The organism is Dyella sp. NPDC103356 (assembly GCF_055584465.1).
In genome coordinates this window covers 442276-459178 of sequence record NZ_JBVJLZ010000003.1, presented here as the reverse complement: position 1 = coordinate 459178, position 16903 = coordinate 442276, and the positions used below count along the sequence as shown (strand labels likewise).

The window sequence follows — 16903 nt, the reverse complement described above, 5'->3', positions numbered from 1 at the left end:
ATGGATCAGCTCGACGACATCCTGCACCAGGACCTCGATCCCACCGAAACCCAGGAATGGGTGGAATCGCTCAATGCGGTGATCAGCCACGATGGCACCGAACGCGCGCATTACCTCTTGGAGCGGATGGTCGATTCGACCCGCCGCGCGGGCGGCTACCTGCCGTTCGATCCGACCACCGAATACATCAACACCATCTCGCCCAACCAGGAAGCCAAGAGCCCTGGCGATGCGGCGCTGGAATGGCGTATCCGTACGCTGATCCGCTGGAACGCGATGGCGATGGTGGTTCGCGCCAACCGCAAGCCGGGCGAACTGGGTGGCCATATCGCCAGTTTCGCCTCGTCGGCGACGCTGTACGACGTCGGCTTCAATCATTTCTGGCGCGCGCCGAGCGCCGAGCATCCGGGCGACCTGGTGTTTCATCAGGGCCATTCCAGCCCGGGCGTGTACGCGCGCTCGTTCCTCGAAGGCCGTCTGGGCGAAGAGCAGCTCGACCTGTTCCGTATGGAAGTAGCCGGCAAGGGTCGTGGGTTGTCGTCCTATCCGCATCCCTGGCTGATGCCCGATTACTGGCAGGTGCCGACGGTGTCGATGGGTCTGGGTCCGATCCAGGCGATCTACCAGGCGCAGTTCTGGAAATACCTCGAGCATCGCGGCCTGGTGCCCAAGAGCGACCGCAAGGTGTGGTGCTTCCTGGGCGACGGCGAAACCGACGAGCCCGAGTCGCTCGGTGCGATCTCGCTGGCCGGCCGCGAAGGCCTGGACAACCTGGTCTTCGTGATCAACTGCAACCTGCAGCGTCTGGACGGCCCCGTACGCGGCAACGGCAAGATCATCCAGGAACTCGAAGGCGTGTTCCGCGGTGCCGGCTGGAACGCGATCAAGCTGGTCTGGGGCAGCTACTGGGATCCGCTTCTGGCGCGCGACTCCAAGGGCGTGCTGCGCAAGCTGATGATGGAAACCGTCGACGGCGAATACCAGGCCTGCAAGGCCTTCGGTGGCGCCTACACGCGCGAGCATTTCTTCAACAAGTATCCGGAAACCGCCGCGCTGGTCGCCAACCTGTCCGACGACGATATCTGGCGCTTGAACCGCGGCGGTCATGATCCGCACAAGGTCTACGCGGCCTATCACGCGGCAGTGAACACCAAGGGCATGCCGACGGTGATCCTGGCCAAGACGGTCAAGGGCTACGGCATGGGCGCGGCGGGCGAATCGCAGAATCCGACGCATCAGCAGAAGAAGCTCGATGCCGACGCCGTGCGTCACTTCCGCGACCGCTTCAATATCCCGGTGCCGGACGACAAGCTGGCCGATGTGCCGTATTTCCATCCCGGCAAGGATTCGCCGGAAGTGCAGTACATGCTCGAGCGCCGTCGTGCGCTCGGCGGTGCGCTGCCGCAGCGTCGCCGCAAGACCGACGTGAGCCTCAAGGCGCCGGAACTGGCCGCTTTCGAGCAGATCACCAAGGGTACCGGCGAGCGCGAAATCTCCACCACCATGGCGCTGGTGCGCGGCATGAACCTGATGCTGCGCGACAAGCAGATCGGCGAGCGCATCGTGCCGATCGTGGCCGACGAAGCGCGCACGTTCGGTATGGAAGGCATGTTCCGCCAGATCGGCATCTATGCGCCGTTCGGTCAGAAATACCGTCCGCAGGACGCCGACCAGCTGTTGTACTACCGCGAAGACCAGAAGGGCCAGGTGCTGCAGCAGGGTATTTCCGAAGCCGGCGGCATGGCCTCGTGGATGGCCGCGGCCACCAGCTACAGCCTCAGCAATCAGCCGATGCTGCCGTTCTTCATCTATTACTCGATGTTCGGTTTCCAGCGCATCGGCGATCTGGCCTGGGCGGCTGGCGACATGCGTGCGCGTGGCTTCCTGATCGGCGGTACCGCCGGTCGCACCACATTGAACGGTGAAGGCCTGCAGCACGAAGACGGTCACTCGCATCTGCTGTCCGGCTCGATCCCGAACGTGAAGTCGTACGACCCGACCTTCTCCTACGAGATCGCTGTGATCATGCAAGACGGTACGCGCCGCATGCTCCAGGAGCAGGAAGACGTCTACTACTACATCACCGTGATGAACGAGAACTACAGCCATCCCGACCTGCCGCAAGGCGTCGAGGAAGGCATCATCAAGGGCATGTACCTGTTCAAGGATGCCGGTAAGCCGAAGAAGGGCGAGCCGCGCGTGCAGTTGCTCGGTTCGGGCACGATCCTGCGCGAAGTGATTGCCGCCGCCGAACTGTTGGAAAAGGATTTCGGCGTCAGCGCCGACATCTGGTCGGTACCGAGCTTCAGCGAAGTGCGCCGCGAAGGTTTCGATGCCGAGCGCTGGAACCGCCTGCATCCGGAATCCGAACAGCGCGTGCCGTATGTCACCGGTTTGCTGCAGGGCCAGCAGGGTCCGGCCATTGCCGCTACCGACTACGTGCGTGAGTTCGCCGACCAGATCCGCGCATTCATGCCCGACGGCATGCGCTACACGGTGCTCGGTACCGACGGCTACGGCCGCTCGGATACGCGCGAACACCTGCGTGGCTTCTTCGAGGTCGATCGCTACTGGATTGCGCACGCCGCGCTGGCAGCCCTGGCGAAGGATGGCAAGGTCAACGCGAAGGATGTCGCACGCGCGATCAAGACCTACAAGCTCGATCCGGACAAGCCCAATCCGCAGACGGTTTGAGACTAAAAAAGAAACCCGCCATCAGGCGGGTTTCTTTTTTGCGGATGGCCAAGCGATCAATCGTCGTCGCTGCGAAACAGATGCCGCAGCAGGAAGAAAGCTCCGACGGTTCCGGCAACGATCGCCACGGTGGCTGTCGGATGACGTTTCACCTGGCGGCGCAGGCGTCGGTATTGGTAGTTGGCTTCGTCGGCCAGGTCTTCCGCGGCGTGGGCAACACGCCGGCTGTAACCAACGTGCTTGCTGCTGAACCTGCGGCCTGCTTCGCGGCCACGCTCGGCGAGACTGCCAGCGCGTTCGGCGGCTTCGTCGGCATAGTGACGCACACGTTCACTGACGCGTTCGCCGACGCCGTTGATGCTGTCCTGAATATCGCGTTGTCTGCTCATGGCGGTCTCCTTGGGTGTCGATCCCAGAAACTGCCAGTCCGACCGTGAGTGGTGTGTAAATAGCCCGCTCGCCCGTTCAGAAACCGGCTTGTCTAGATGCGCGCCGAGCGCGGCTGCCGGTCGATCTGGCGCTCTCGGAGGTTCTCGCCGGCGCCGGCCTTTTCCGCCGGTTCGTGGCCATAGGTTTCGTCTCGCTCGAACGCCAGGCTGCTGGCGGCATACAGGGCCTCGTACGAGACCAGTTTGTGCCGCAGCCAGTCACGCAGGCGCGGCCCGAAGACCTCGTTGACCTTGCTCGCCGTCTGATGCGGTTGCCCGGTGAGCGCGGCCTGTTTCCAGGGTTCGAGTTCGGGGTAGCTGATGGTTTGCCGGCAGGCGTCATCCAGCTTGGCGTCGGCCGGAAGCTCGAGGAACTGGCACAGGCGCTGCCATTCGCTCTCCGGATCGCGTGTAAGGTCTTCCAGAAACACGAAATGATGATGCGGTGAGCCGATATGGGCACGATGGATTTCGGCCGCACGGTTCCAGCGGCCTACCCAGCGTGCCAGGTCGCCGCCAAAGGCGTTGCTGGCGTCGTAGCGCATATTGGCATCAAGCAGCGAGGCCATGACGTCGATGCCGGGGCGGATCACGTGGACGAAGCGTGCGTCAGGCAGATAACGCTCGATGTCGTCCAGGTACAGCAGGTGCGCAGGCGTCTTTTCGATCCACATGGAGCGCTCGGCTCGCTGGGTAAGCTCGTCGAGCATCGCGAAGAAACGCGTCGCGCACGTGTCTTCTCGCCAGGGCGCGTGACTGTGCGGTGGTAGCGTGCCCAACAAACTGCGTTGCAGATCCAGAAACTCCCGCCGCCCATAACGTCGAGCGAGCCCGAGTCGACGGGCGAGGCGTTCGCGTGGCGCCTTGGCATCCCGGTCGCCCCAGCGATAGGCCGTGCCGCCGAGAAGGCGGAGGAAGAACGCGGTTTCCGGGAGGGTGAAGACCTCGGGGTGGCGGGCAAGCATGGCCTGAACGACCGTCGTGCCTGAGCGCGGGCAACCCACCACAAACGTTCGACGCATGAGCTGCGTATCCCCCTTCTTACCGACATGTTCAGCCCGCCTGCACGGGTCAGAACAAGAACGCGTCAGGTTCGCGAAAGGTTGACGCCAGCTTCAAGGGAATCTGGATGGGCCGTCAAAATGCGAGCTCATCCATACTTCAGCCGGTCATGAACGGGCCGCCGCGCTTCAGGGCGCGCTGATAGGCGGGCCGGGCGTGGATGCGCTCGAGGAACTGCCACAACCTCGGATAGCTCACCGCATCCAGGCCGGCGCGGCTGGCCGCCGCTTCCAATGGGAAGCTGAGCTGGATATCGGCGGCACTGAATGCATCGCCCGCAAACCAGGTGGCTTTGGCCAATTCGCCTTCGAGGTAGTCCAGGTGCAGCTTGACCTGGGGGTCGACGAAGCCATGGAGTGCCTTGGCCGAGACGCCGCGCAATACGGGTTTGACGAAGAACGGCGCGGGCGTGGTCGCTACCCGTTGAAACACCAGTTTCAGCAACAAGGGCGGCATCGCCGAGCCTTCGGCGTAATGCAGCCAGTAGGTACAGCGCAGTCGCTCGGGCGTGCCGGCGGCGGGCAGGAGGCGGCCGCCGCCGTAGCGACCGGCGAGGTATTCGATGATGGCCCCGGACTCCGCCAGTACCAGCTCGCCATCGACGATGACCGGCGACTTGCCTAACGGATGGATGCGCCTGAGCTCCGGTGGCGCCAGCATCGTCTTGCGGTCGCGCTCGTAGCGTTTGACTTCGTAGGGCAGGCCCAGCTCTTCCAGTAGCCACAGGATGCGCTGCGAACGGGAGTCGTTGAGGTGATGTACGAGGATCAAGAGTGTCTCCAGTGAAGTCGCTTTCTAGTCAGCTTTCCAAACCGCATTCTCGGCTAGTTGCTCGCTCAAAAAATCCACGAACGCGTGCACACGATGCGGTACCAGTCGCCGTTGCGGCGTGACGGCGTGGATGCCCGAATCGGGCAGGGCGTAATCGGGAAGCACCACTTGCAGCCGACCGCTGCGCAGATCGTCGTGAATATGCCAGATGGAATGCTGGGCGATGCCGATGCCGGCCAGCGCAGCATCGCGCAGCTGGTCGCCGAAATTGCTCTCGATGCGGCCATCGACACGCACGCGATAGGTTTCGCCGCCGCGGTCGCTCATTTCCCAGACATCGTGCCGGCCGTTGCTGCCCACTTGAACCAGGCAGTCGTGGCGGGTCAGGTCGTCGGGTGTGCGCGGCGTGCCGTGTCTACGCAGATAGTCGGGCGAAGCGCACAGCGCGCGCTGGTTGGATGCGATGCGTCGCGCGACCAGGCTCGAATCGCTCAGGCGGCCGATGCGGATGGCCAGATCCAGGCCTGCGCTCACCAAGTCGACAAGTTGGTCAGTGAGATGCACGCTGAGCTTCACTTCCGGGTGGCGTTCCAGAAAAAGCGGCAGCAGCGGCGATACATATAGACGTCCAAACGTGGCCGACATGGTGACGCGAAGCGTGCCGGTGACGCCCAGGCTGGCACTACGCAGGCCGGAAGTAAGCGCATCCAGATCGTCGATCAGCGTGCGGCCTTGCTCGGCCAGCAGCGCACCCTCCGGCGTGGCATGCAGCTGGCGGGTCGTCCGGTGCAGCAGGCGAACGCCGAGCTCCCGTTCGAGCCGCTTCAGGCGCTGACTGGCCACGGCCACCGAGATGTCCAGGCTGCGCGCGGCAGCGCTGATCGATCCCAGGTCCAGTGCTTTGATAAACAAGAAGATATCGTCCGGACGCTGCATGATTATCAACAGAAAATTGAAATTGATTAAGTCAATCGATGGTTGTTGAAGAATATGCCTCTGCCTACGCTGGCGCATCTCTTTTTTGGACCTTGAGCCATGACGCCGGCTGCACCCTCCCGCCCCAGGACACCGTGGGGCCTGTACTCACTCACCGCCGGTGCGTTCGGCATCGGTACGACCGAATTCGTCATCATGGGCCTGCTGCTGCAGGTCGCGGCGGATCTCCACGTCACCATTGCCGCTGCCGGCTTGCTGATTTCCGGCTATGCGCTGGGCGTCTTCGTCGGTGCGCCATTGTTGACGGTGGCCACCAGCCGGATGCCGCGTAAGGCCGCCTTGGTCGCCTTGATGATTATCTTCACGCTCGGAAACATCGCCTGTGCGATGGCGCCGAGCTACGGCTTCCTGATGGCCGCACGTGTGCTTACTTCGTTGGCGCATGGAACGTTCTTTGGCATCGGCTCGGTCGTCGCCACTGGCATGGTGCCGGCGGACCGCAAGGCATCGGCGATCTCGATCATGTTTACCGGTCTGACCGTCGCTACCCTGCTTGGCGTGCCGGCGGGTGCGTGGCTAGGTTTGCACCTGGGCTGGCGTGCGACGTTCTGGGCGGTGTCGGTGATTGGTGTGCTCGCCACGGTCATCATTGCCGCGCTCGTGCCGTCCGAGCATGGCGTGCGCGAACGCATTGCATTTGCCGACGAACTGAAAGCCGTTGCGCGCCCGCAGGTTCTGCTTGGCCTGTTGATGACGGTGTTCGGTTTTGCCGGGGTGTTTACCGTATTCACCTATATCCAGCCGATGTTGACTCGTCTGACCGGTTTCAGCGATAGCGCCGTGTCACCGATCCTGCTTGTCTTCGGTGTCGGTCTGATTGCCGGTAACCTGCTTGGCGGGCGTTTTGCCGACAAGCGGTTAGTGCCGGCCGTATTGGGGTCCTTGATTGCGCTGGCGATCGTGCTGTTCGCCATGACGTTTGCGATGCACAACAAGATCGCCGCGATTGCGTTTACCGGCCTGCTCGGTGTCGCCGCGTTCGCCACGGTGTCGCCATTGCAATTGCGAGTCTTGCAGAAGGCCGAAGGTGCGGGTCAGAACCTGGCGTCGAGTTTCAATATCGCCGCATTCAATCTCGGCAATGCGCTGGGCGCATGGTTGGGCGGCATGACGATCGAGCATGGTCCGGGTATCGGCTCGGTCACGTGGGTGGCTGCGTTGGTGACGCTGGCTGGCCTTGCGGTCGCGCTGTGGAGTGTATGGTTGGATCGCTCGCGTCGGGGTATCGCCACGACGTGTGCGCAAGCCAGTCTTGCGGCGCGCAGCTGATGGGTGCCATGAGCATGCGCCGCTTTGTGGTAGCCGTGGTCGTCGGTTGGTTGGTGGCGTTCGGTGTATGCGCAGCCCCGCGCGATGATGTCCATTGGGTAGCCACCTGGACTGCAAGCCCCGAGGCCAGGTGGGATGGCGATTTCGCTTTGCCGTTGAACCTGCCATTCCATCTGTGGAATCAGACCGTGCGCCAGGTCGTACGTGTCAGTCTGGGTGGCAAGCAGACGCGCATCGTGCTGTCCAATGCCTACGGCGATGCGCCGCTGGTCATCGGTGCCGCGCATATGGCATTGGCCGGACACGAGGGAGCCGTTGTCGCGACCGGCGATCACGCGTTGACCTTCTCGGGCCAGTCTGCAGTTTCCATTCCGCCGGGGGCCTTCGTAGTGAGCGATCCCGTGGCCTGGAAGGTCGATGCATCGAGCGATCTGGCCGTGAGTCTGTATTTGCCAGAGCCGACGCCGCCAGCGACATTTCATTGGGACGCTCGCCAAACGGCGTATGTGGGTGCCGGCAATCAAACGGCCGATGCAGCCTTCAAGACGGACGCCACGATGACGACGCGCGTGTTCCTGAGCGCGGTACTGGTTGACGCCGATGCGCATGCGAGCGCCGTCGCCACTCTGGGCGATTCAATCACCGACGGTGCCGGCGCATCGATGGATCGCAATACGCGTTGGCCGGACTTTCTGGCGCAGCGTTTGCGTCAGCACGATGCCGCAGTGATGAATGCAGGCATATCCGGCGCACGCCTGTTGCGTAACAGGATGGGCGATAACGCGCTGGCTCGATTCGGACGCGATGTACTCGATCAGCCCGGCGTGAGAACGGCGATCGTGATGATCGGCATCAACGACATCAGCTGGCTCGATACGCCGCTGGGCCCGCACGACGCTACGCCTTCGCCGGAGCAGATGATCGCCGGCTATCGCCAGCTGATCGCTCAGGCCCATCTGCATGGCGTGCGCATCGTCGGTGCGACATTGACGCCATTCGAGGGCGCGTTGATCGACAGTCCGATGAAGCACTACTACAGCGCGGACAAGGAACGTGTGCGTCAGGCGGTCAATCGCTGGATGCGCGAGAGCGGCGAATTCGATGCGGTGGCGGACTTCGATACCGCCTTGCGCGATCCGGCGCATCCGCGGCGGCTATTGCCTGCGTACGATTCGGGCGATCATTTGCACCCTGGCGACGCCGGTAACAAGGCGATGGCCGATGCGATCGATCTCTCTGGACTGTTCGGCACGCATTGAGTCGGAAGGAACCTTTCCTATCCGTCATCCCGGCGAACGCCGGAAACGCTTTACAACAGCGAAGCTGGTCATCTAGTGCCTTAGGCTTCGATGCGCCGAAGACACTGCGCCCCGGCCTTGGCCGGGGCGACGGGTAGGAGAGACTATTCGAAGTACTTCAGGCCGCTTTCTTCAGCGAAGCAATATCGATCACAAAGCGATAACGCACATCGCTCTTGAGCATGCGCTCGTAAGCACCGTTGATGTCCTGGATATCGATCATCTCGATATCGCTGACGATGCCATGCTTGGCGCAGTAGTCGAGCATTTCCTGCGTTTCGGCGATGCCGCCGATGGCCGAGCCCGAGATCGAGCGGCGGCCCATCACGACATTGGCAGCGGCGACAGCCGGCTCGATCGGTTCGAGCAGGCCGACCAGGCACAGCGTACCGTTCATGGCCAGCGTGGCGAGATACGGATTCAAGTCGTGCGGGCTGGGGACGGTATCCAGGATGAAATCGAACTGGCGCGTCACCGCCTTCATCTGCGCTTCGTCGGTGGACAGCACGACATGATCGGCGCCCAGGCGGCGTGCTTCGGCTTCCTTGTCCGGCGTACGCGTGAACAAGGTGACGTCGGCACCCATCGCCTTGGCAAATTTCAGGCCCATGTGGCCCAGTCCGCCCAGGCCGATGACCGCCACCTTGCTACCCTTGCCGACCTTCCAGTATTTCAGCGGCGAGTAGGTGGTGATGCCCGCACACAGCAGCGGTGCGGCCGCCTTGGCATCGAGCGAGTCGGCGATGCGTACGACAAACTTGTCGTCGACGACGATACGCTCGGAGTAACCGCCGAAGGTCGGCATCTGGTCACGGCGATCGATCCCGTTGTAAGTCCACACGGCGCCTTCGCGGCAGTATTGCTCAAGGCCTTCGTTGCAGGCGTCGCAATGCTGGCAGGAGTCGACCATGCAACCCACGCCGACCATGTCGCCGACCTTGAACTTGCTGACGTTCGCACCGACCGAGCTGACCCGGCCGATGATTTCGTGGCCGGGCACCATCGGGTAGATGCTGTTCTTCCATTCGTTGCGCGCCTGGTGGATATCCGAGTGGCAGACGCCGCAATAGAGAATATCGATCACCACGTCGGTCGGGCGCGGATCACGGCGTACGAAAGCATGCGGCGCCAATGGGGTGGTCGCGGACTGTGCGGCAAAGCCGCGAATATCGAGAGTCATGCGGAGCTCCAGGCAAGTGAGGGACGGGCGGCAATCCGGGAAAGATCGTCGAACGCCTCGCAGTATGCGGAGGCGGGTGTGACGGCCGGTAGCTCGATTCTGCGAAATCCTTGCCCGATTCTCCGTTTTGACGCTGAGGCACTCGCGTAAGCTCGCAGGAACAGGCAAGGTTCGATGGTCCCTGATCAGCTGAAATACTCTCGAATGTCGCTACTTTCCGAAGAATCGGCCGCGCAGGAGTTGGAACGCAAACGGCAGGATCTGGCAGCCCTGATTGATCGATTGGCCGTCGATGATGGCGACCACGAAACCGCCATCGCGGGGCTCAACCTGTATCGCTCCAACCAGCCGATCAACTCCAAGTGCGGTCTCTATACCTCGACGCTGACCCTGGTTGCGCAAGGCAGCAAGCGGGTGCTGCTCGGGGGCGAGCGCTATGACTACGATCAGGCCAATTACCTGGTGACGACGATCGATCTGCCGGTGATCTACAGCGTCACCGAGGCGTCGCCCGAGCGTCCGTGTCTTTGTGTGGTGTGGCAGCTCGATCCTTCGCGCATTGCCGAGTTGCTGACTGCCGATCTGCCGCCGGTCAAGGTATCGGCGGGCCGCGGCATGTCGATCAGCCCGCTCTCGCACGACATGCTCGACGCCGTGCTGCGTCTGGTGCGTCTGCTGGAGACGCCGGCGGATATTCCGATGCTGGCGCCTTTGATCGAGCGCGAATTGCTCTATCGCCTGCTCATCAGCGATCAGGGCGCACGCCTGCGCCAGATCGCCATGACCGGCAGCCAGACGCAGCAGATCGCGCGGGCGATCGACTGGCTCAGGCAGCACTTCAGTGCACCGTTGCGTATCCAGGAGCTGGCGCGGACGGTCAATATGAGCGTGTCGTCGCTGCATCACCACTTCAAGGCGATTACGGCCATGAGCCCGTTGCAATACCAGAAGCTCCTGCGCCTGCAGGAGGCGCGGCGTCTGTTATTGACCGAACAATGCGACGCGGCTTCGGCGGCGCATCGCGTGGGCTATGAAAGTCCTTCGCAGTTCAGTCGTGAGTACAGCCGCTTTTATGGGGCGCCGCCGTTGCGCGATGTTGCGCAGATACGGGAGCTTGCTTCGGCGTGAGTTGGATATTGTGGGAGCGATTTCAGGGAATCTCGAATAACCTTCCCTATTCGTCATTCCGGCGAAGGCCGGAATCTATTCCTCAGCGCAGAGGCTTGCCACATGCCGCCTGACAAGCGACAACCGAGGAATGGATCCCGGCCTTCGCCGGGATGACAATAAAAACTGAGGCTATTCGAGACTCCCTGAAGTCGTTCCCACAGCAAAGCCGGCTAAATCGTCGTTTCGGCCATCTGCGTAGCTTCCGGTTCCGCCTGCAAACGCTGTCGTCGACGCAAAGTGGGAAACATATAGATCCACAGCCCGACCACGATCAATGTCCCCACGCCGCCGATCAGCGTGGCATTCACCGCACCTACCCAAGCAGCGAGCATGCCCGATTCGAATTCGCCCAGCTGATTGGAGGTATTGATAAAGATTGCGTTCACCGCATTGACCCGGCCGCGCATATCGTCAGGCGTATCGAGCTGCACCAGCGAGTTGCGGATCACCACGCTCACCATGTCGAATGCGCCGAGTGCGAACAAGGCGATCAACGACAGCCACAGCAGCTTGGATACGGCAAACACCAGGGTCGCCAAACCGAAGCCTGCAACCGCGGCGAACATGATCGGACCCACACGTCGCTGCATGCTGTGGCGCGCGAGCCAGATCGACATCAGCAACGCACCCGCGGCCGGTGCCGCACGCAACAGGCCCATGCCCCATGGCCCGGTGTGCAGAATGTCCTTGGCGAAGATCGGCAGCAGCGCGGTCGCGCCGCCGAGCAGTACGGCGAACAGGTCGAGCGAGATCACGCCCAGCACATCGGGCCGATGGCGGATGAAGTGCACCCCGGCGAATACGGTTTTCAAGGTTGCCGGTTCGCGTCGCGGCGGTGCCTGCTCGTAGCGCAGCAGACCCATCATCACGACGGCAACCAGATAGAGCACGCCGGCCAGCACATACACCACGCCGGGACCGGCGACGTATAGCAGGCCACCCAGGGCGGGCCCGAGAATCGTCGCCGCCTGACCAGCCGAACTGCTTGCCGCCATGGCGCGCGGCAGGATCGGTGCCGGCACGAGTGCCGGCAACATCGATTGCAGCGAGGGAAACTCGAATGCCTTGGCGACACCGATGATGAACACCAGCGCGAGAACCCCCGCCTCGTGCACCGAATGAAGCAGACTCAACGCAGCGAGTACCGCGATCGCCAGCAACTCCACCATGAGGCCGTAGCGGACGATGCGTCGCCGCTCGAATTGATCGGCCACGTGACCGGCCGGCAGCGCGAGCAGGAACGAGGGCACGAATTGCGCCAGGCCGATCAGGCCCAGATCGAAGGCGCGTCCGGTGACTTCGTAAATCTGCCAACCGACCGCGACCGATAGCATCTGAAAGCCGAAGCTGGACGCGACGCGCGCGAACCAGAACTGTACGAATGCAGGATGTTTGAGTAACGAATCCGCTGGGGGCAGCGCGGAAGAGGCCATGAGAGGTCCTTGCGAAGAACGCGCATTATCGACTTCCGGGACCATTCACGGCAAAAATTTATTGGCGCATGGACTCGCAGTTTTCTGCGCTCCAACCAGGGCGCCGTTGATCGCGGCGCCCTGTCCTATGCTTCAGGCCAGATCGTCAGCCATGCGTGGCAAGACCAACGCAACACGCGCGGGGCGGGGCCTTGCGTCCAGGCCGAACAGCGGGCGCAACCACGACGTGCGGCGAATGATCTCGTGCGACACGGCACATCCGGCAACCGTTCCCACCAGGATCATCAGGGGTTCGCCCACCGCGCCCAGGCCCAGCGGCATCAGCCACCATGCCAGTGCCAGCATCACGCTCTGGTGCAGGATGTACCAGGGGTACACGGCCTCGCGTGCATAGGGCAGCCAGCGGAAGGGGCGGTTCAGGCATGCGTGCCCCCAACCCAGTACGGCAGCGATTGCCGTCCACATATAAAGGTACTGGGCGGCACGGACGATCAGGTCCAGCGCATTCGATTCGTGCCCCAGCAGCGCCCCACCGAACTTGTCCAGCACGATAAACACGCCGAACGACGCCAATGCGACTCCAAGCGTGCTGCGACGCAGCCGCGCCAGCTCGTCCCACAGGCGCGAGCCCGTACCGAGCAGATAACCGTAGAAGAACATCGTCCCGTAGAGCGCATGGGAGTACCAGTCACCGATCAGCGTGTGATACATCGGATAACGATCGGCAAGCAGCACGCCCCAGGCCAGCAGCGGAACGGCCGGCGCGATGAGCAGGCTGCGGCCCCGCAGGCCTTCGATGCGTGCACGTATCCGTTGGCCGATCGGCGACTCCAGAGCCGGCAAAAGCATCAGCAGCACGAGCGTGTACAGCCACAGATAGGGCAAGTACCACAGGTGGTTCCAGGTCACGCCGAACTGCCAGCCGTCAAAGGCATGCGCCGGCCACGGGCCGCCGGTCCAGTAGCGCAGGAGGAAGGCACCGAAGCCCGGCTGGACGAGCCCGTTCGACAGCCCCTGCACATAGGGCTGGATCGGCACCACCACGGCCATGCCGAACAACAGTGGCAGCATCAATCGCACCGTGCGCTTCCAGGCCAGCCGGGGCAGTGAGGTCTTGCCGCGCAGGAAGTGCACCGCCAGCCCGGAAATCAGGAACAGCAGCTCCATGCGCCAGCGGTTGAGGAACAGCATGGGGTATTGCAGCCACTCGGCGGTATGGCTGCTCTTGAGATGAAAGCCCCAGTCGGCGACATACAGCATCGACAGGTGATAGAGGATCAACAGGCCAAAGGCCAGGACGCGCAGGGCGTCGATATCGTGGCGGCGGGGTGTGGCACTCATGACGTAAGGCTCCCGGTGGAAAGTGGAGCCGATGCTGGCGTGCGCGTGATGAGGTGTCGTGGGCTAAGTGATTGATTGGGTGGAGTGGGGGACGAACGGTGGGGTGGGAGGGATGAGTTGGGGTTGCATGATTACGCTCGTACTCGCTACTCCCTGGCTACACTTCGGCCATGCCATCCCCTTCCTTCGATTACCGCTCCTTCCAACGCTGGCGCCGCCCGTTCGAGATCGCGTTCTGGGTGGTGTTCTTTATCCTGAATGCGACCTTCAACAGCATCACCTCGCGGCTGGATCATCCGCGGCTGGCGGCGTGGGAGCCATGGAGCTGGGAGTGGAGCAGCGCCCTGGTGATGCTGGCGCTGATCCCGGCGGTGGTGGCGGGGCAGCGGCGCTGGCCGATTCGTTTCGAAACCTGGCGTACCAGCCTGCCCTGGCTGCTGTTGGGCAGCGTGATCTTCTCCCTGGTACATGTCAGCGGCATGGTGCTGCTGCGCAAGCTGGCCTATGCGGTGATGGGGCAGCAGTACGACTTCGGCTCCTGGGTCGTCTGGGGTTATGAATATCTCAAGGACATCCGTTCGTACGCCGCCATCGTCGCCCTGATCGGATTCTACGAATTGTGGCGGACCCGCTTTCAGGGCGAGGCGCGCATCCTGGCCGAGCCGGACGAAGGTCCGCCGGTGGAGTCGGTGGAGCGGCCCGAGCGCTTTCTGGTGCGCAAGCTCGGCAAGGAGTTCCTGATCAACGCGCGGGAAGTCGAGTGGCTGCAGGCTTCCGGCAATTACGTGAACCTCCACGTGCGCGGAAGGGATTACCCATTGCGGGCCACGATGGCCAGCATCGAGGAAAAGCTCGATCCGTCCCGTTTTGTGCGAGTGCAGCGAAGTTATTTCATCAACCTCGATTACCTGACCGAGATCGAGCCGCTGGAAACCGGCGACGCGCGCCTGACCATGCAGGGCGGCATGAAGATTCCATGCAGCCGCCGCTTTCGCGCGCAGTTGCGCGAACGTTTCGGTGATGTCGCGGTTGCGCAGGGCTCGCGGCCCGTACATTCTTAACGCCTGTCTTTAACCGAGGTTGCGTCATGAATTCTGCCCGCCGTCCTTTGCTTGCCGTACTGGTCGCCGCCGCATCGATGGCAGGTTGTTCGCAACAAAGCGACCAGCCCTCTGCAGCCGAACAGGCGCAGACTGCGGCAGCGCAGACCCAGGCCGACGCAGCCAAGAAACTCGATACGTATCGTCAGCTCGTGCGGCAGAACAATGACGAGATGACCGTGCTGATGGGCAAGGACATCGTCGAGCGCTTTCCCAATACCGATGCGGCCAAGGAAGTGCAGCAAACCCTGCCGGGGATCGAGCAGCGCTTCAAGGACAACCGTGAAAAAGCACGTGTGCAAGCACTGTGGATCTACCAGGTATCGCCGATGCAGGGCGGTACGCAGTCCACGGCAACCATCTACACCAGCCAGCCTTCAGGCAACGATCGCGTGCGCCTGGTGCTGCGTCGCCACACCGAGTGGGGCCAGAACGTGTTCCTCTTCGGCAGCGGCCACGGCTTCATCTGCAAGGGCAATTGCACCATCAATGCAACCGTGGACGGCAAGCCGACCGGCATCAAGGGCTTTGCACCGACCACCGGCGAGCCGGCCATCATGATTCGCGACGACAAGGCATTCATCGCCATGTTGGAAAAGGCGAAGAAAATCACCATGGACGTCACCACCAAGGACGACGACAAGAAGCAGACACTGGTTTACGAAGTGGGTGGATTCGACGCAAGCAAGTGGCAGCCGGTAAGCAAGGGCAAGAAGAAGTAAAGCGGTTCACCGCACCTGCGGGTGCGCGTTTCCATGCAGGTCGCTCCAGGAGACATCGCCATGAAGTCCATCCGTTCGTTGATGATCGCCCTTGCGGTCGCCGCACTGGCCGCATGCGCCACGCAGCCGGAAAAACCCAATCAGCGCCTGCTCGACTATCAGGCAGCGTCGGGTGCGCCGGTCAATAGCTTCCGTTACTTCTCGTTATGGTCCTGGGAGGCCTTGGATCGTACGCATCTGTCCATCTACACGCGCAGCAACGAGGCGTACCTGCTCACGGTCGATGGCGGTTGTCAGAACCTGGAATGGGTCAACGCGATCGGCCTGACCTCGCGCATGCACGAGGTCACCTCCCGTTTCGACAAAGTGCTTACCGGCGAGATGGTCCCATGCACCATCATGGAGATTCGTCCGGTCGACGTGCAGAAACTCAAGGCCGAGGAGAAGTTGCAGAAGGAGCGGAAGATCGAGGAGAAGGAGCGGAAGGATGGGGAGTAGGAAATGGGGAGCGGGGAACGGGGAAGAGCAGTGCGCTGCACGTTGGCTCGTTCCATCCCCCGTTCCCAAGCTCGCGTAGCGAGCGAATTCCCCAGCCCTACTGCAGGAACAACTTCTCTGCGATCTTCGCCAGCGGCTTCTCGATGGCATTCTGCACGCGTGCCGGCAGGTCCAGCGGCTTGAGCAGCATCTTTACCGTCATCTCGGCGGGGATGTTCCGGCGCAGCAGGTCCTGGGCGCGCCCGGTCACCTCGCGGTACTTCGCCTTGTCGCTCTGGTACTGCGGATAGCATTGGTTGAAGACGTGGCGCAGGGCGATATCGCTGTCTTCGCTCTTGATCTCGTTGACCCGGCGCAGCACGGCGCGAAACACCTTGTAGCGACCGAAGCCTTCCTTTTCGCGATAGCGGCGGAAGTGCTGGTAGAAGTGCTTGTAGTGGCGCACCTCGTCGCTCTTGATGTGATTGGTCAGCTGCTTGAGCACGGGCTCGTCGGTGATGTCGTTGAGCGCGCGGTACAGGCTGGCCGTACCGGTTTCGACCACGCAACGTGCCGCCAGCTCCAGGCCGCGGCTGTTTTCCAGCTGTTCGGAGGTGCACACCGCGCCGTACTCGTCCCAGAACGCCTTGAAGCCGCGCTCCCAGTCAAACTCGGGCCATACCTTGCGGACATAGGCGGCGAGGGCGCGCCCATGCTGCAGTTCTTCATGTTCCCAATGCTGGCTCAGCCAGGTCTGCAGCTCTTCGTCGCCGGCGAAATGGTCGACCAGATTATGGGTATAGAGGTCCGATCCACTTTCGACAAACGAGGCGCTGCAAAGCAGGAAGAACAGATCTTCGTTGTGGCGAATGCGCTCGATGTCGATGCTATCGAGATCCAGACTTTCCAGGGTCCAGGGCAACGATGTGGTGTAGCTCACGCGGTGTTTCCTGTTCGGGGCA

The 16903-nt window shown here is 62.3% G+C and carries 15 protein-coding genes; 7 read left to right on the top strand and 8 right to left on the bottom strand.

The features are described from left to right. Positions 1-2694, top strand: coding sequence for a pyruvate dehydrogenase (acetyl-transferring), homodimeric type (gene aceE, locus ACZ6WW_RS08950; protein WP_465273887.1), 2694 nt, complete (start codon positions 1-3; stop codon positions 2692-2694). A 56-nt stretch (positions 2695-2750) separates the two neighbouring features. Here the strand turns inward: aceE and ACZ6WW_RS08945 are convergent, their stop codons facing one another. The 4 genes from ACZ6WW_RS08945 to ACZ6WW_RS08930 form a co-directional block, all read right to left on the bottom strand. After that, a complete protein-coding gene (locus tag ACZ6WW_RS08945) occupies positions 2751-3083 on the bottom strand; it encodes a hypothetical protein (RefSeq protein WP_281850572.1) in 333 nt (110 codons plus the stop codon). Between the two features lie 92 nt (positions 3084-3175). Beyond that, positions 3176-4144, bottom strand: coding sequence for a sulfotransferase family protein (locus ACZ6WW_RS08940; protein WP_465273886.1), 969 nt, complete (start codon positions 4142-4144; stop codon positions 3176-3178). A 139-nt stretch (positions 4145-4283) separates the two neighbouring features. Continuing rightward, positions 4284-4955: a glutathione S-transferase family protein gene (locus ACZ6WW_RS08935; RefSeq protein WP_465273885.1), complete on the bottom strand. Its 672-nt coding sequence runs from the start codon at positions 4953-4955 to the stop codon at positions 4284-4286. A gap of 24 nt (positions 4956-4979) precedes the next feature. Continuing rightward, positions 4980-5891, bottom strand: coding sequence for a LysR family transcriptional regulator (locus tag ACZ6WW_RS08930; RefSeq protein WP_465273884.1), 912 nt, complete (start codon positions 5889-5891; stop codon positions 4980-4982). A 99-nt stretch (positions 5892-5990) separates the two neighbouring features. Here ACZ6WW_RS08930 and ACZ6WW_RS08925 point away from each other — a divergent pair, with 99 nt between their 5' ends. Together ACZ6WW_RS08925 and ACZ6WW_RS08920 are read left to right on the top strand one after the other, a co-directional pair. Continuing rightward, positions 5991-7220, top strand: a complete 1230-nt coding sequence (locus tag ACZ6WW_RS08925) for an MFS transporter (RefSeq protein WP_465273883.1) — start codon at positions 5991-5993, stop codon at positions 7218-7220. 8 nt (positions 7221-7228) lie between these two features. Beyond that, positions 7229-8479, top strand: a complete 1251-nt coding sequence (locus ACZ6WW_RS08920) for an SGNH/GDSL hydrolase family protein (RefSeq protein ID WP_465273882.1) — start codon at positions 7229-7231, stop codon at positions 8477-8479. A 157-nt stretch (positions 8480-8636) separates the two neighbouring features. Here ACZ6WW_RS08920 and ACZ6WW_RS08915 read toward each other — a convergent pair whose 3' ends face one another. Then, positions 8637-9698, bottom strand: coding sequence for an NAD(P)-dependent alcohol dehydrogenase (locus ACZ6WW_RS08915; RefSeq protein ID WP_465273881.1), 1062 nt, complete (start codon positions 9696-9698; stop codon positions 8637-8639). Positions 9699-9902: 204 nt separating this feature from the next. On the opposite strand from ACZ6WW_RS08915, the gene ACZ6WW_RS08910 reads away from it, so the two are divergent. Continuing rightward, positions 9903-10826, top strand: a complete 924-nt coding sequence (locus tag ACZ6WW_RS08910; RefSeq protein WP_465273880.1) for an AraC family transcriptional regulator — start codon at positions 9903-9905, stop codon at positions 10824-10826. A 212-nt stretch (positions 10827-11038) separates the two neighbouring features. On the opposite strand, the gene ACZ6WW_RS08905 is transcribed toward ACZ6WW_RS08910, so the two are convergent. Next, positions 11039-12301: an MFS transporter gene (locus ACZ6WW_RS08905; protein WP_465273879.1), complete on the bottom strand. Its 1263-nt coding sequence runs from the start codon at positions 12299-12301 to the stop codon at positions 11039-11041. Positions 12302-12433: 132 nt separating this feature from the next. Next, positions 12434-13642, bottom strand: a complete 1209-nt coding sequence (locus tag ACZ6WW_RS08900; RefSeq protein ID WP_465273878.1) for an acyltransferase family protein — start codon at positions 13640-13642, stop codon at positions 12434-12436. A 170-nt stretch (positions 13643-13812) separates the two neighbouring features. Between ACZ6WW_RS08900 and ACZ6WW_RS08895 the strand changes: the two genes are divergently transcribed. Genes ACZ6WW_RS08895 through ACZ6WW_RS08885 form a run of 3 tightly spaced genes read left to right on the top strand, consistent with a single transcriptional unit; the run spans position 13813 to position 15962 of the window. Then, positions 13813-14703: a LytTR family DNA-binding domain-containing protein gene (locus tag ACZ6WW_RS08895; RefSeq protein WP_465273877.1), complete on the top strand. Its 891-nt coding sequence runs from the start codon at positions 13813-13815 to the stop codon at positions 14701-14703. A gap of 26 nt (positions 14704-14729) precedes the next feature. Next, entirely contained in the window at positions 14730-15464 is a 735-nt protein-coding gene (locus tag ACZ6WW_RS08890; RefSeq protein WP_465273876.1) for a hypothetical protein, read from the top strand. A 60-nt stretch (positions 15465-15524) separates the two neighbouring features. After that, positions 15525-15962 (top strand): DUF6491 family protein, encoded by a 438-nt coding sequence (locus tag ACZ6WW_RS08885; protein WP_465273875.1) that lies wholly within the window; start codon positions 15525-15527, stop codon positions 15960-15962. Between the two features lie 97 nt (positions 15963-16059). On the opposite strand, the gene ACZ6WW_RS08880 is transcribed toward ACZ6WW_RS08885, so the two are convergent. Then, positions 16060-16881 (bottom strand): ferritin-like domain-containing protein, encoded by an 822-nt coding sequence (locus ACZ6WW_RS08880; protein WP_281850556.1) that lies wholly within the window; start codon positions 16879-16881, stop codon positions 16060-16062. Between the last annotated feature and the right edge of the window lie 22 nt (positions 16882-16903).